This is a genomic window from Exiguobacterium sp. s129, from assembly GCF_018617585.1.
In the GTDB taxonomy this organism is placed as follows: domain Bacteria; phylum Bacillota; class Bacilli; order Exiguobacteriales; family Exiguobacteriaceae; genus Exiguobacterium; species Exiguobacterium aestuarii_A.
In genome coordinates this window covers 82,979-97,021 of record NZ_JACSKL010000006.1, presented here as the reverse complement: position 1 = coordinate 97,021, position 14,043 = coordinate 82,979, and the positions used below count along the sequence as shown (strand labels likewise).

Sequence of the window (14,043 nt, the reverse complement as noted above, 5' to 3'; positions counted from 1 at the left end):
TAAAAAGGATGCAATGGATTGCTTCACAATACGTTACACTGAGGTTCACGATTTGGTACGAATATCCTACGAAGAAGAAAGGTTGCTATCTTTAATGAGTACATTGAACCAGAAAATGATCCATTCAGATGACGTATTCCGGTCCATCGAGACGAATATGGCGATGATCCGATTTGATCGTCAACGCCGGGTCGTCGATGTGAACGATACGTTCGCAAAAGCGATGAAATATAGACGCGAAGAGATGATCGGCATGCAGCATCACTTGTTCTGTCCTTCATCCTTTGTCAATAGTCCAGAGTATTCGGCATTTTGGGAGAAACTTTGGAGCGGATTCAGTTTCTCGGATAAAGTGGAGCGAGAGAATGCAAAAGGGGAAACCATTTGGCTCGAGGCGACGTATATGCCGATCTTTGAAGGAGATGATGTCGTCGGTGTCGTCAAAATCGCATCGGATATCACGGAGCGGCAACAGGTGATTGAGGATTATGCGTATCGCTTCAAATCGATGACCGATGTGCTCGATGAACGGGCGAAGACGGGTATGCAAGATACGAAAGTATTGAACGAGACGATTGAACGGCTTGCTAAAGATGCAGCGGAAAACCTTCACGCCCTTCAGAACTTGCGTCGTCAAGCAGATGACATCACGAAAATCGCACTGTCCATCAAAGAGATTGCCGCACAAACGAATCTATTGTCTTTAAATGCCGCCATCGAAGCCGCTCGCGCCGGTGAACATGGACTTGGATTTAATGTCGTGGCGACGGAAGTGCGGAATCTCTCACGTATGGTTGAACGTGCGGTCGTCGACGTCAATTCAAATACGGAAGGGATGAACTTTGAACTACGAAAAATTGTAGAAGGTGTCACCGCATCCAATCAAGAAATTCAGTTGAGTGCAAAGACGATGGAACAAACGATGGATCGATTCCATGCGTTCGAGCAGGCCGCAGCCGAATTACATGATACGGCTGACACGTTCACTTCTAACTTATGAACCGATTGACCCTTTGATGGGTCAGTCGGTTTTTTTGAGCTGTAATGTATGGCCGTTCTGCTTCAACCAAGCTTTCGCTTGATCTGTTTCTGGATATATTGTACGTAACGTGTTCCAAAATGAGGCAGAATGGTCGAAGTGGACGAGATGCACCCATTCGTGAGCGATGACGTAGTCCATCATTTCTTTTGGTGCGAGCATGAGGCGGACGTTGATGGAGATGGTCCCATTTGAACTACATGACCCCCAACGTGTCTTTTGGTGACCGATCCGAATCTTTTTCGCTTTCACGCCTAAGATTCTTTCGTAAGTCGGTGCCCGCTCGGTCACATATTCAAGTGCACGTTCGCGTAGCCATGCCTCATAATGTTTAGACAGAGTGTTTTCGCCCCATGTCCTCGGGACGAAAAATGAGGAACCGTCATGTCTGAGTGTCGTGCCATCATCTTTTTTGGTCGGATAGCTTTTTCCATGAAAGACGAGCCCCTCATCAAGAACAGACGTCTGTTTCGGAAGGTTGTGGCATGTATGACGAATCCATGAGTCGTGCTCTTCTAAAATGCGATTGACGACTCGTTTTGACAAACGTGCTGGGATACGTAGCTCGATGCCATTTGGTGTGACATAAAATGCGGCTTTTTTTCTTCGTTTATGTCTGACGATGTTGACGTTCATACATTACCTCCTCTCTATTTCTCGATTGAGTATAACGAAGTCGGCAAGAAACTGCCATGCTTTTTTGGCACGCAGTCGAATCAACTTTGATACAGTAAGAGGAGGAGGGATGAACATGAAATCAATTTTACAACAACAACTTGAACGCACTGGTACGAACTCAGTGAAGTGGGATGGATTGGAGCGTTGGTTCCATCTGTCAGAAGAGGTGTTGCCGCTCTGGGTGGCCGACATCGATATCCGTACAGCACCGTCTATTTCGGAGGCACTCGCAAAGAAGGCCGCTCAAGGAGAATTCGGCTATACCTTGTTTGCGCCTGAAGCGCAGGAAGCGGTTCGGTCTTGGTACGGGCGACGTCACGATATGGAGATTGATCCGAAGCATGTCTTATTCTCAAGTGGGGTCGTCCCCGCATTGACACATATCGTCGAGGCATTGACGGAAGTCGGGGATGGTGTTGTCATTCAGTCACCCGTCTACCCACCGTTCCATGAACTCGTTGTTGGTTCGAAACGACAGGTGTTCGATGCACCGTTGAAAGAGAACGATGGACGCTACGAGATGGACTTCGTCGCCTTGGAGGAAGCGATGAAACAAGCGAAGCTCTTCTTGCTCTGTTCTCCGCATAATCCGGTCGGACGTGTCTGGACGAGAGCAGAACTGGAAAAGGTCGTCGAGCTTGCAAATCAATATGATGTCATCGTCGTCGCAGATGAGATTCATGCGGATTTGACGTTCCCTTCTCACAAACATAATGCAATCGGCTCACTCGACCCCCGTGTCATCACGGTAAGTGCGCCCTCAAAAGCGTTTAACATCGCAGGTTTATTTGCATCTTACATCATCTGTCCGGTCGATGAATGGCGGAAACAGATCACGAAAGTACAAAACAAACATCACGTCCTCCCGACACCGTTTGCGAATACAGCCATCATCGCGGCCTATACAGACAAACGTGCGGAGCAATGGCTCGATCAATTGCGTGAAGAACTCGAGCAACAAATGAGCGAGGCTATCGATTCGATTGAAACCCATTTACCGATGCTCCGTACGGCGCGTCCTGAGGCGAGCTATTTATTGTGGATCGACTTTTCGAAGCTCCCGATGTCTGCCGAGGAGAGAAAGTCTTGGCTACATCAAGACGTACGAATCTTCTTGTCACCGGGTAGTCCGTTCGGTCCTCAAGGTGAAGGGTTTGAACGGATGAATATCGGGACGCGTCGCGAATTGCTAGACGAGGCAATCCAACGTCTCAGCACGCAAATGAAACGAAAAGCGTTTGTGTAAAACGAGAATCGGGAAAAATTCACAATGAGATGATGAGAGAAAGTGAGTGGATGGGATGGAGACGATCAACTGGAAGAAAAAAATGGAGGAACAGCTAAGGCGCAGTGGATTCACCTTGCAAGTCGAAAACATGTCCAATATTCGCTTGACTGAGATTCATGCGAGCTCTTCTCCGTTGATCTCTTATCCGCTCCGTGTCCGATTGTATGAGCGGATGGGCTGGCTCATGTGTACGGTCGATTCGCCGACTCTTGACCGAAACGAGGACCATCCCTTATTCGAGCGGATGGTGACAGCCGTGTTCGAACGAATCGTACGTCATTTATACAACGGATATGGATTCCATGTGCTGACGTTCATCGGTGATACCGGAAACTATATCGCGCCTAAAGATTCTGAGACGGGCGAGGTCGTCCGGCTCGTCGCTCACCTATGGAATGACCGCTCCTATATCCATCTCGACACATTCGAGGAATATCCGGCCTTATATGTCACCCCACCGTGGGCCCACCAGGCGTATGCCATCGAGAGTACAGATGAGGAATGGGTCATTTACGCAGGTAGGGGCGGTAGACCATCGACCGATTATCGGGCGGATGGCGTCGAGTTAAAGCCTCATCGTCTGGCAGACGGTGAACTCTTCTTCCCAGTCGACCGCATCTCAAAACACAAAGGCACACTCGCTCTTGCCGAATGGCTCCGTCTTGAGCGGAGAGAAGTCGAGGACTTTATGATGTCGTTCATGCAGACGATTCGAAAGTTCGACCCTTCCTTCGGGTTCGCATGGGGTGGTACAGAGACGTTCTTTCACGGCGTGCCGGTCGAGCCATATGCGCAAGTACTCAGACTCGAGAGCGGGAAGCGTCGCTATCGCGTTATGAACAATACGGCGAAGCGATTGTTTGCGGTATCGGATGACCCTAACAAATGTCTCAAGGAAGTGAGTCAGACGTTAGGGACGATCACGTTACCGGAACGACGGGTCTCAGCACTTGGACAACTGATTATGGGGATTTGGCAACAGTTTGAGACCGATGAAGAGACGTATATCCAAGAAGTCGCATATCGGGACATCTCAAAATTTCAGATGGAAGAGAAAATCGGTCATGCTCTGGCGAATCAACAGCGTATTCGTTGGATCGATAAGAATCATCCACACCAGAATGTGATTGAATATGCCCATCTCCGTATCACGTTCCCGAAACGACCACCGGGCCTTGTCACTGTCGAACCTGCTGAATCTGGACATGAAAGAGGTGCTTTATGAGAATTGTGGACGCACGTGCCATGCCGATCAACCATGAGGATTTGATTGCTGTCACATCATCCTCGGTTTACTATCGTGAAAAGAAAGATGAGACGACTTTCTCCCTCTATCGTTTTGATGAAGAGGACGGGATGATTACCCAGTTGAACCGTCGTCCCTATGAAGACTACGGGTATTCGAAACTCTTCGTGGATGGGGACGTCGTGTACTTCTTAAACGAGATCCCAGACGGCGAGGGAATCATCAAGACAGAGTTGATCGCGTTCTCTTATAAAGCAGGGAAAGAAGAAATTGTAACGACATTTGAGAAGAGAGGGAATAGCACGCTATTCTGGGTACTCGATCATCGTTACTTCCTCTTTTTGACGGCATTTGAATCGTCTGATGAGGCATGGTTGTATGATCGGGTGACCGGTCAGCGTGAGCGTATTCGGGACGAGCGTCTAATCGGGAAGACAGAACGATTCCGTGAGCTGTATTTGTTCACGACGACATTCGCGGGTATCGCGTATATCGTCTGTAACGCCAGACTCGATGAATTTGACTACTATGATGCACTCGACAATGGACGAGTCTCTCCGGACGATCCGATTGACCATTCTGAGGCGCTACTCATCTGTCCTCTCGAGGAGGCGATCGAGGCGATCTGGGATCAACGAGATGAATTGCCATTCGATGATGTTCTCCGATTGCAAGGGGAAGGCGACACGGTACAGTACCTTGGTGAGAACGAGGGTATCCTTCGATTTTCAGCGTTCGTCGACTCCTTGAACGAAGAAGTCATCTATGATTTGACGGCACCTGATGTGTTACACGAAGTATCGGTTGTCGACTGGGGTGCCTATGAACCGCTCGACTTCACATATGACGATGTCAGTTCGACAATCTTTATCAAGGTAGATGAGAGTGACATGCATACGGAAGTCATTGATGTTGCGACTGGGGCACGTTATATCGATGTGGAACCGTTCGAGCGCGTGATTGGTCGTCGTTATCTCGTTCATGAGTATACAGAAGGTCTTACGAGCGGCGTCGTCATTTTCGATTTAGAGACAGAGGAACGCTTTGCATATGAAAATGCCTATTATATGGTCATCGATGATGCCGTATTGATCTTGTCCATGTCTAGCACATAAATATAAACACCACCCATTTATTAGGTGGTGTTTATATTTGGGTATATAGTTAACATAACATGTTATTGTAAACCTGATATCGCGTGTTTTTTTCGCTCGTCACCGATATGGGCATACACTTGTGTCGTGGCCACCGATTCATGACCGAGCAGCTGTTGAATCGTCAATACATCGATTCCGCTCATCGCTAGTCGTGTAGCAAACGTGTGGCGGAGCTTATGGGGTGTCACTTGTTTATATGACAAGAAAGGGAGATATGGTTTCAATCGATCGATATGACCTTTTAACACGTGTTGAACCGTACGAACGGCAATTCGTTTCCCTTTTTCATTCTGAAATAACGCACCTTCACGCGACAATTGACGGTATTCGATGAGCAAGGGCTGAAGAGGACTCGCTATCGGAATGAGGCGCTCCTTGTTCCCTTTACCGATGACGCGGATGGTTTCGGTTTCGAAGTTGATATCGGTCCAATTGAGTCCGACGAGTTCCGACACGCGCATACCCGTTAGTCCGAGAAGTTGGATGATTAAAAAGTCACGTTCGCGATTTGTCTCATACCAGCTCGCCTCACGGTTCGTCATCCCGACATTGCTTCGGACGAGCGTTGAGAAGTCGAGCCACTCCGACTCTGTCAAATAGATCGGGTTCCGTTTGCCTCGCTTCGGTCGCTCCACGGCCTGAAATGGATTGATCGTGGCCCGGTTCGTCTCAATCAAATAATTGAAGAGTGATTGTAACGTAGACAATTTTCGATTGATGACACTCGGGGCGTTCTCGAGCTCGAGGGCGAGGTAAGTCGCATATGCTTCTGCCCCCGCATGATCGATTTCCGTAAATGCCGCCAAATCAATTGTCTCAGGTTCTAATTCAGTCCCGCTCACGTGTTCAACCCAACGGAAGAAGTCCAATACATCATAGACATAGCGTTGAGCGGTCTGTTTGGAGTAGTGCTTGGCCGCTAAGTGGTGGAAGAACTGTTGGATGAACACAGGTAATCGGTGCAATCCGTTCAGCTCAAACCGTTTCAAGTTCGTTGTCGTCGGCCGTTGTCCGAGTTGACGGAAGATACTCATTGAACCTCTCCTTTTCTTACGAATCTAACTTGATTCTTTCCATTTTGTTTTCCTTCACGCAGATAATCATCTGCCTCTTTCACGATCTCCTCTAACGTATCGAACTGTGTACGCACGGCAAGTCCGAACGTCATCGTGATATGGAGTTGTTCACCTTCGTATTCCAAACGTGTGGATTCGATTTGATGTCGCAACTGCTCCGTTATAGCGTAAACATCTCCAGACGAGTTCGTATAGAAGAGTAAAAACTCTTCACCACCCCAGCGTACGGCAAGCCCGTCAACCGAGGACAAGATGGATGCGACTTGTTGGATGACACGGTCTCCACAATCGTGGCCATACGTCTCATTGAACGACTTGAATCCGTCGATGTCACATAGCGCAATGGCGTAAGAGATGCCATCACGACTAGCCTGCTCGATGGATTCCGAGACGCGTTCGTGTCCGATTTTTCGATTCAGCAGCCCGGTCAATCCATCTGTCGAAGCGAGAATCTGCAATTGTTCGTTCGATTGCTCGAGTTCATCCGTCACCTCGACGACGGCCGATTCAAAGATGAAAGAGAGAGCGGCAATCATCATGACCGTCGAAAGGATACAAAAGAGCCCAAGCGCCTGTTCGATAGGTTGCGGCAAAGTCACCATTCCGTCTGACACATTGACGAAGAGGATGCTATAGATCATCATCGCGAGGGCGGTCGTCAAGACTCGTTGTCCTTTTGTCACGCTCGGCATGAAAAAGACGCCATAGGCCATCATGAGTATGAAATAATGCATGTTGACATCCCAACCGAGAATGATGGTCGAGATGATTGCGTTATACACGACTTCGATGAAGAGTCCGGTGAAGAAAATGCCGTACCATCGTTTATGTACAAAATAAAATGAAATCGTGTAATATAGGACGCTCACCCCATTAGAGATGAACAAAGAGGCCACATCCAATCGCCAGAATAACAGACAGAACAAGAGATGAACGAACCAGGCGATGACGTTGCCATAAAACATGATGCGTTCATTATACAGCGTTCCGCGACGGGCATCATAAATTGTTCCCATCTTACACCTCCTCTCATTCAGTATAGCGAAAGAACGCTTGTATTTATATAAAAGTCATTAAAATCATCCATGAAAAGACCTTATAACACGTCCTTATTATTGCGTGAAATAGATATTTCACGCAATGTTTATGAGTTTCATGATTGTTTCTCAATCGAATGGTTAATCGAACAATAAGTTTTATCGCAAAATAAATGGTAGACAATAATTTGTTATGTAAACCATATTGATTTGTCTTGAAATTGTAATGTTGAACCATTATACCTTATGATGAAAATAGGACTTGAAACGGCAAGTCAGGTAACGTTACACTGTAAACGTAAACCAAAGGGGGATTTTGGATGGATGATCAGCGTTTGAAGCAACTTTTGTCTGAAGCGAAGACCATCGCGGTCGTCGGCGTGTCCGACAACCCGAACAAGACGGCCAACCAGATTGCGGAGTACTTACTACGTGTCGGGTATACCGTCATCCCTGTCAACCCGATGCTCGAGGAGTGGAACGGCCGCAAGGCATATCCGTCCGTCGAGAGCATCCCGGGTAGAATCGATATCGTCGACGTGTTCCGTCGCAGTGAGTTTTTAGCAGGTGTCGCGGAAGATGCGGTACGACATGGGGATGTCGGGCTCGTCTTCAACCAGCTCGGTCTCTCAAGTCCGGAGGCGGAGCAAATCGTACGCGATGCCGGGCTCGACTACATCGAGAACCGCTGCCTCTACGTGGAGCATGCTCGTCTACTCGGATAAGACCTACCTCCTTGGTAGGTCTCCTTTTTTTCAGCAACGGCTGACAAGGGAGGCTTGCCAGAATCGATGAACAGCTATACAATAGGAAAGAAAAACGAACGTGTGTTCGAAATTGAGGTGACTGCTATGTCAACAGATCTATTTAATTACAATGAAGACGCCATCCAGGTGCTCGAAGGACTCACGGCCGTACGAAAACGACCGGGGATGTACATCGGGTCAACCGACCATCGCGGGCTTCACCATCTCGTCTATGAGATCGTCGACAATGCGATCGATGAGGCGCTCGCCGGGTTCGGTGGTCAAATCGATGTGACGATTCATAAGGACGATGCGATCACGGTCCGTGACCACGGACGTGGGATGCCGACAGGGATGCACGCCTCTGGAAAACCGACACCTGAAGTCATTTTTACCGTTCTCCATGCTGGTGGGAAGTTCGGGCAAGGCGGTTACAAGACGTCTGGCGGTCTCCACGGTGTTGGTGCCTCGGTCGTCAACGCACTCTCGAGCAAGGTTGTCGTGACCATCTATCGCGACGGAAAAGTGTTCGAGCAGACATTCGCGGACGGCGGTGTGCCGCAGACGACGCTCCTCGAGACGGGCAAGACGCGCCAAACCGGGACGAGCGTCTATTTTAAACCGGATGCATCAATTTTCTCGACGACAACGTATAACTATGACACGCTCGCCGAACGCCTCCGTGAATCGGCTTTCTTATTAAAAGGATTGACGATTACGCTGACGGACGAACGTACCGATAAACAAGAGACGTTCCATTACGAGGATGGAATCGCTGAATTCGTTCAATATTTAAATGACGATAAGGCGACGCTTCATCCGATCGTCTACTTCGAAGGGACAGAGAACGAGATTGAGATCGAACTCGCATTCCAGTTCACAGACGCCTATTCCGAGAACGTCCTTTCTTTCGTCAACAACGTCCGTACGCGTGACGGTGGGACGCATGAGGTCGGCGCCAAGACGGCGATGACCCGGATCATGAATGAATATGCGCGTAAGAACGGATTGCTCAAAGAGAAGGACAAGAACCTAGACGGCGGCGACGTCCGTGAGGGACTCACACTCATCGTCTCGGTCCGAATCCCAGAGGAGTTTCTCCAGTTCGAGGGTCAAACGAAGTCGAAACTCGGCTCCCCAGAGGCGCGTGCGAGTGCCGATAGCGTCATGGCGAAGCAACTGACGATTTTCCTAGAAGAGAACCCACAGATGGCCACGATGCTTATCAAAAAAGCGATTCGCGCGGCTCAGGCGCGTGAGGCGGCACGAAAAGCACGTGAAGAGGCACGGAACGGTAAGAAGAAGAAACGTTCGAGCATCTTGAACGGGAAATTGACGCCGGCGACATCGAAGAATGCCGCGAAGAACGAACTGTTCCTCGTCGAGGGTGACTCGGCCGGTGGTTCCGCCAAACAAGGCCGTGACCGGACGTTCCAAGCCATCCTTCCGTTACGCGGGAAGGTCATCAACTCGGAGAAGTCAAAACTCCAAGACATCATGAAAAATGAAGAAATCAATACGATCATCCATGCAATCGGTGCCGGGGTCGGTCATGATTTCGATTTGGATGACTGCAACTTTGACAAGATCATCATCATGACGGATGCCGATACAGATGGTGCGCATATCCAAGTACTCCTTCTCACGTTCTTCTTCCGTTATATGCGACCGCTCGTTGAGGCGGGTCGTGTGTTCGTTGCCTTACCACCTCTTTACCGTATCTCAAAAGGTAAAGGTAAGTCTGAACAGTTCGACTACGCCTGGGACGAAGAGGCACTCGAGAAGCTCGTCAAGGTATATAAGAAGGGCTATATCCTCCAGCGCTACAAAGGTCTCGGTGAAATGAACGCGGACCAGCTGTGGGAGACGACGATGAATCCAGATACCCGTACGCTCATCCGTGTCACGGTGGACGACGCGGCCGTCGCGGACAAGCGTGTCTCGGTCTTGATGGGCGACAATGTCACGCATCGCCGTGAGTGGATCGAGGAGAACGTCGCCTTCGGACTCCAGGAAGATGATTCGATCATCGCCAATGAACATGTGACTAAAGCGATTGAGGAAGTGATGTAACGATGTCGACGATTCAACACATTTTAAACTTATCTCTCGAACAGGTCGTCGGTGACCGGTTCGGGCGATATTCAAAATATATCATTCAAGACCGTGCCTTGCCGGACGCACGCGATGGACTCAAGCCCGTACAACGCCGTATCCTCTATGCGATGCACCATGAGGGGAATACGAACGACAAGCCGTACCGGAAGTCCGCGAAGACGGTCGGGAACGTCATCGGGAACTATCACCCGCACGGTGACTCGTCTGTCTATGAGGCGATGGTACGTCTCTCTCAGGACTGGAAGCTACGCTATCCGCTCATCGACATGCATGGGAACAACGGATCGATGGACGGTGACCCTGCAGCGGCCATGCGTTATACGGAAGCGCGTCTCTCGAAGATTGCTGGGGTGATGCTGACGTCGATCGCGAAGAATACGGTCGACTATACGCCAAACTTTGATGATTCGACGGAAGAGCCGCTCGTCTTGCCGTCACTCCTCCCGAACTTACTCATGAACGGGACGACAGGGATCTCAGCGGGTTACGCGACAGAAATCCCGCCGCATAACTTGACGGAAGTGCTCAACCTCGCCATCGCACGCCTGAAAGGTCAGGTCGATACGGCGAAAGACGCCCTCGAATATGTCACAGGACCTGACTTCCCGACCGGAGGAACGGTCATGGGGAAAGAAGGCATCCTGAAAGCGTTCGAGACCGGTAAAGGGAAGGTCATCATCCGGGCGAAATCCGAGATTGAGCAACTAAAAGGCGGTCGTGAACAGATCACAATCACCGAACTCCCGTATGAAGTGAACAAGGCGAACCTCGTCAAAAAGATGGAAGAGCTCCGTCTCGACAAAAAGGTCGAAGGTGTCGCGGAAGTCCGTGACGAGACGGACCGGACCGGCCTTCGGGTCGTCATCGAATTGAAGAAAGAGGCAGACGCGGAAGGCGTCCTTCACTTCTTCTTGAAGCATACGGACCTGCAGCTCGCCTATAATTACAATATGGTCTCCATCGTGAACCGGACACCAAAACAGATGGGCATCATCCCAATCATCGACGCCTATTTGAAGCACGTCGAAGAAGTGGTGACACGTCGCACAACGTTTGAACTCGAACAGGCGAAAAAACGTGCTGAAATCGTCGATGCCTTAGAACAGGCCATCTCGGTCCTTGACGAGACGCTCGAATTGATCCGTTCCGCGAAAGATAAAGCGGACGCGAAGAAGAAACTGATGAAGCGGTTCTCGTTCACGGAACGCCAGGCCGAAGCGGTCGTCATGCTCCAATTGTATCGACTCACGAATACGGACATCGTCGAGTTGCAAAAAGAAGCGAAGGCGCTCCAAAAAGAGATTGCCCGCCTCTCGAACATCCTTGACGTGGATGCGACGAAACGGAAGTTGATCGTGAAAGAACTCACGGCGCTGCGTGATGAGTTCGGGGATGACCGTCGCTCGGTCATCGAGTCGGAAGTTGAAGAATTGAAGCTGAAGACGGAAGTCATGATTGCCGTTGAGGAGACGATGGTCTTCGTCAGCCGTGACGGATACGTCAAACGCGCTTCTATGCGCTCATACGGGGCCTCAAGTGACGTCTTACCGGAGATGAAGGATAAAGACCGTCCTCTCCTCACGACACAAGCGATGACGACAGACCACTTGCTCGTCTGGACGAACAAAGGGAGCTACCTCCTCATCCCAATCCATCAGATCCCTGAATCGAAGTGGAAGGATGCCGGTCAGCACGTCGCCAACCTCGTCCCAATCGAAGGGGAACAGGTCATCTCGGCAGACGTCGTCTCGACGTTCGAGACGGACGCCCATTGCCTCTTCGTGACGAAAGACGGCATGGTCAAGCGTACGCCGTTGCGCGACTATGACGCGCAGCGGAAGTCGAAGCCACTCATGGCCTTGAAGCTAAAAGGTGACGATGAGGTCGTCTTCGCAGGGATCAGTGACGGTCCTGGGCAGTTGTTCCTCGTCTCCGAGCGTGGATACGGTCTCTGGTTCAAAGAAGATGACGTCCCGGTCGTCGGACAGCGGGCAGCCGGTGTGAAAGCGATGAACTTGAAAGACGGTGACGTCGTCGCCGATGCGTTCTCGTTCTTTACGCCACCGTTATTCGTCCTCGTGACGCAGCGAGGAGCGGTCAAGAAGATGAAACTTGAAGACCAGTTCGATTGCACGAACCGCAACCTTCGCGGAACGATGCTCATTCGTGAAGTCAAATCAAAACCGCACCAAATCCGTCGTGTGCTCCCTGTACATGGGGATGAGACATTGCATATCGTCGGAAAAGAGAAAGCAAAACAAGTGAAGACAAAAACACTCACGCTACTTGATCGCTATGCCAACGGATCGTTCGTCTTCGACGAAGATTCATTCGGTGAGATCGAGGACGTGTATCTCGATTAAAGAAAAGACCTGTCGATCGGCATAATCGCCGCTCACAGGTCTTTTTGTGTTAGCCATCCTTCTAGTTCTTGTTGCTGTCGACGGTGATGCCGTGTATGCATCTCGACAAGCTCGAACCACTCTCTCGCATTCAACCAGCCGAAACCACCGTGAAAGGTCTTCCAATCGTCTGTGGCGTCGCCTAGACTGGCTTCTAACGCATCCATCCTTGAAATCAAGGCGGTCATTCGCTCCAGTAACTGCTCATTCGTATCCGTGTTGTTCGGAGGTTGGTTCATCTCGGGAGGGAGTTCGATTTTGATTGGAGGAAACCCACCTTCTCGGAACAATTCCTCCCCAAATGGTGTCTTCTCTCCACCGAGTTGGCCGTCTTCTTGAAGACAGCGGTCGACTTCATCTAAATACTCATTCGCGACCAACATGATATGATCGTACATCTGACCAATTGACCAAATCGCAGGAGAGCATTTATACCGTAAGTCAGGTTCTGAATAATTTAGCAAAGTTTCTTTGAAATGAGTCAGTTCACAACGATTCATGCTGCACCTCTCTTCTGTTTGCTTTCAGTATACGTGACTTGTCCGAGTCTTCGGGGAATATAAATCTAAAAAGGAGAACGCGACGATTTGCCGAAAGAAACATGTAGGACAAATGATAGGGGGATCTATATGTCTCAATGGCTGACGTGGGCGAAACGGATTCAGGCGCTGTCTCAGGCCGGTCTGACGTTCACACGTGATCAATATGACCGAGAACGATATGAAGAGCTCCAAGAAATCGCAAAAGAGATGTATGAACGACATTCAGACTTATCGAACGAGGCCATCTCTCAATTGGTCCATGTTCAAGGGTATCCGACACCGAAGCTCGATGTACGAGGCGTTGTCTTCAAGGGGGACCGATTGTTACTCGTCAAGGAGCGGTCGGACGGGTTATGGACACTACCAGGCGGTTTTTGTGAGGTGAACCGTTCTCCTGCTGCGAATATCATCAAAGAAGTAGAGGAAGAGGCCGGCTTGGATGTCATTCCGGTGCGGTTACTCGCCTTATTTGACATGCACGAACATCCACACCCGCCACTTTCTGAGCACTATTACAAACTCTTCATCGAGTGTGCATTGATTGGTGACGGGGAAGGTGCTGCCGGCGTAGAGACGACGGATGTCGGATTTTTTGAACGCGACCATTTACCAGAGCTCTCCCTTGCCCGAAACACGCTCGAACAGATTCATTTGTGCTTCGATGCGCACTGGCAAGAAGATGACTGGACCACCTTATTCGATTAGGAGGATTTT

Annotated in this window: 12 protein-coding genes; 8 read left to right on the top strand and 4 right to left on the bottom strand. The window is 49.8% G+C overall.

The features are described from left to right. The first annotated feature begins 94 nt into the window (after nt 1–94). Nucleotides 95–1,000: a methyl-accepting chemotaxis protein gene (locus tag KNO92_RS14930; RefSeq protein ID WP_214760952.1), complete on the top strand. Its 906-nt coding sequence runs from the start codon at nt 95–97 to the stop codon at nt 998–1,000. Nucleotides 1,001–1,021: 21 nt separating this feature from the next. Here KNO92_RS14930 and KNO92_RS08690 read toward each other — a convergent pair whose 3' ends face one another. Further along, nucleotides 1,022–1,675, bottom strand: a complete 654-nt coding sequence (locus tag KNO92_RS08690) for a M48 family metallopeptidase (RefSeq protein ID WP_214760951.1) — start codon at nt 1,673–1,675, stop codon at nt 1,022–1,024. Nucleotides 1,676–1,790: 115 nt separating this feature from the next. Between KNO92_RS08690 and KNO92_RS08685 the strand changes: the two genes are divergently transcribed. Genes KNO92_RS08685 through KNO92_RS08675 form a run of 3 tightly spaced genes read left to right on the top strand, consistent with a single transcriptional unit; the run spans nt 1,791 to nt 5,366 of the window. Beyond that, nucleotides 1,791–2,963, top strand: coding sequence for a MalY/PatB family protein (locus KNO92_RS08685; RefSeq protein WP_214692443.1), 1,173 nt, complete (start codon nt 1,791–1,793; stop codon nt 2,961–2,963). A 55-nt stretch (nt 2,964–3,018) separates the two neighbouring features. Continuing rightward, nucleotides 3,019–4,230, top strand: coding sequence for a hypothetical protein (locus tag KNO92_RS08680; protein WP_214692441.1), 1,212 nt, complete (start codon nt 3,019–3,021; stop codon nt 4,228–4,230). Further along, nucleotides 4,227–5,366: a hypothetical protein gene (locus KNO92_RS08675; RefSeq protein ID WP_214692436.1), complete on the top strand. Its 1,140-nt coding sequence runs from the start codon at nt 4,227–4,229 to the stop codon at nt 5,364–5,366. The genes KNO92_RS08680 and KNO92_RS08675 overlap by 4 nt, the downstream gene beginning before the upstream one ends. A 62-nt stretch (nt 5,367–5,428) precedes the next feature. Here KNO92_RS08675 and KNO92_RS08670 read toward each other — a convergent pair whose 3' ends face one another. Continuing rightward, a complete protein-coding gene (locus KNO92_RS08670; RefSeq protein ID WP_214692435.1) occupies nt 5,429–6,442 on the bottom strand; it encodes a tyrosine-type recombinase/integrase in 1,014 nt (337 codons plus the stop codon). Then, nucleotides 6,439–7,500 (bottom strand): GGDEF domain-containing protein, encoded by a 1,062-nt coding sequence (locus tag KNO92_RS08665; protein WP_214692433.1) that lies wholly within the window; start codon nt 7,498–7,500, stop codon nt 6,439–6,441. Before KNO92_RS08665 ends, KNO92_RS08670 begins: the two co-directional genes overlap by 4 nt. Before the next feature lie 341 nt (nt 7,501–7,841). Here KNO92_RS08665 and KNO92_RS08660 point away from each other — a divergent pair, with 341 nt between their 5' ends. The 3 genes from KNO92_RS08660 to parC all read left to right on the top strand — a co-directional run bounded on the left by KNO92_RS08660 (nt 7,842) and on the right by parC (nt 12,748). Beyond that, nucleotides 7,842–8,246 carry a CoA-binding protein gene (locus KNO92_RS08660; protein ID WP_211782816.1) on the top strand — a complete coding sequence of 135 codons (405 nt, stop codon included), beginning with the start codon at nt 7,842–7,844 and terminating at the stop codon, nt 8,244–8,246. A 126-nt stretch (nt 8,247–8,372) separates the two neighbouring features. Further along, a complete protein-coding gene (gene parE / locus KNO92_RS08655; RefSeq protein ID WP_214692431.1) occupies nt 8,373–10,340 on the top strand; it encodes a DNA topoisomerase IV subunit B in 1,968 nt (655 codons plus the stop codon). A 2-nt stretch (nt 10,341–10,342) separates the two neighbouring features. Beyond that, nucleotides 10,343–12,748: a DNA topoisomerase IV subunit A gene (parC, locus tag KNO92_RS08650; RefSeq protein ID WP_214692430.1), complete on the top strand. Its 2,406-nt coding sequence runs from the start codon at nt 10,343–10,345 to the stop codon at nt 12,746–12,748. A 32-nt stretch (nt 12,749–12,780) separates the two neighbouring features. On the opposite strand, the gene KNO92_RS08645 is transcribed toward parC, so the two are convergent. Then, entirely contained in the window at nt 12,781–13,287 is a 507-nt protein-coding gene (locus KNO92_RS08645; protein WP_214760948.1) for a DinB family protein, read from the bottom strand. A 129-nt stretch (nt 13,288–13,416) separates the two neighbouring features. Between KNO92_RS08645 and KNO92_RS08640 the strand changes: the two genes are divergently transcribed. Beyond that, entirely contained in the window at nt 13,417–14,034 is a 618-nt protein-coding gene (locus KNO92_RS08640; protein WP_214760945.1) for an NUDIX hydrolase, read from the top strand. Nucleotides 14,035–14,043: the final 9 nt, after the last annotated feature.

What these genes read in the sequence shown, in the direction of transcription:
- KNO92_RS14930 (WP_214760952.1), top strand. Translation starts at nt 95, where the DNA reads ATGAGTACATTGAACCAGAAAATGATCCATTCAGATGACGTATTCCGG.
- KNO92_RS08690 (WP_214760951.1), bottom strand. Translation starts at nt 1,675, where the DNA reads ATGAACGTCAACATCGTCAGACATAAACGAAGAAAAAAAGCCGCATTT.
- KNO92_RS08685 (WP_214692443.1), top strand. Translation starts at nt 1,791, where the DNA reads ATGAAATCAATTTTACAACAACAACTTGAACGCACTGGTACGAACTCA.
- KNO92_RS08680 (WP_214692441.1), top strand. Translation starts at nt 3,019, where the DNA reads ATGGAGACGATCAACTGGAAGAAAAAAATGGAGGAACAGCTAAGGCGC.
- KNO92_RS08675 (WP_214692436.1), top strand. Translation starts at nt 4,227, where the DNA reads ATGAGAATTGTGGACGCACGTGCCATGCCGATCAACCATGAGGATTTG.
- KNO92_RS08670 (WP_214692435.1), bottom strand. Translation starts at nt 6,442, where the DNA reads ATGAGTATCTTCCGTCAACTCGGACAACGGCCGACGACAACGAACTTG.
- KNO92_RS08665 (WP_214692433.1), bottom strand. Translation starts at nt 7,500, where the DNA reads ATGGGAACAATTTATGATGCCCGTCGCGGAACGCTGTATAATGAACGC.
- KNO92_RS08660 (WP_211782816.1), top strand. Translation starts at nt 7,842, where the DNA reads ATGGATGATCAGCGTTTGAAGCAACTTTTGTCTGAAGCGAAGACCATC.
- parE (WP_214692431.1), top strand. Translation starts at nt 8,373, where the DNA reads ATGTCAACAGATCTATTTAATTACAATGAAGACGCCATCCAGGTGCTC.
- parC (WP_214692430.1), top strand. Translation starts at nt 10,343, where the DNA reads ATGTCGACGATTCAACACATTTTAAACTTATCTCTCGAACAGGTCGTC.
- KNO92_RS08645 (WP_214760948.1), bottom strand. Translation starts at nt 13,287, where the DNA reads ATGAATCGTTGTGAACTGACTCATTTCAAAGAAACTTTGCTAAATTAT.
- KNO92_RS08640 (WP_214760945.1), top strand. Translation starts at nt 13,417, where the DNA reads ATGTCTCAATGGCTGACGTGGGCGAAACGGATTCAGGCGCTGTCTCAG.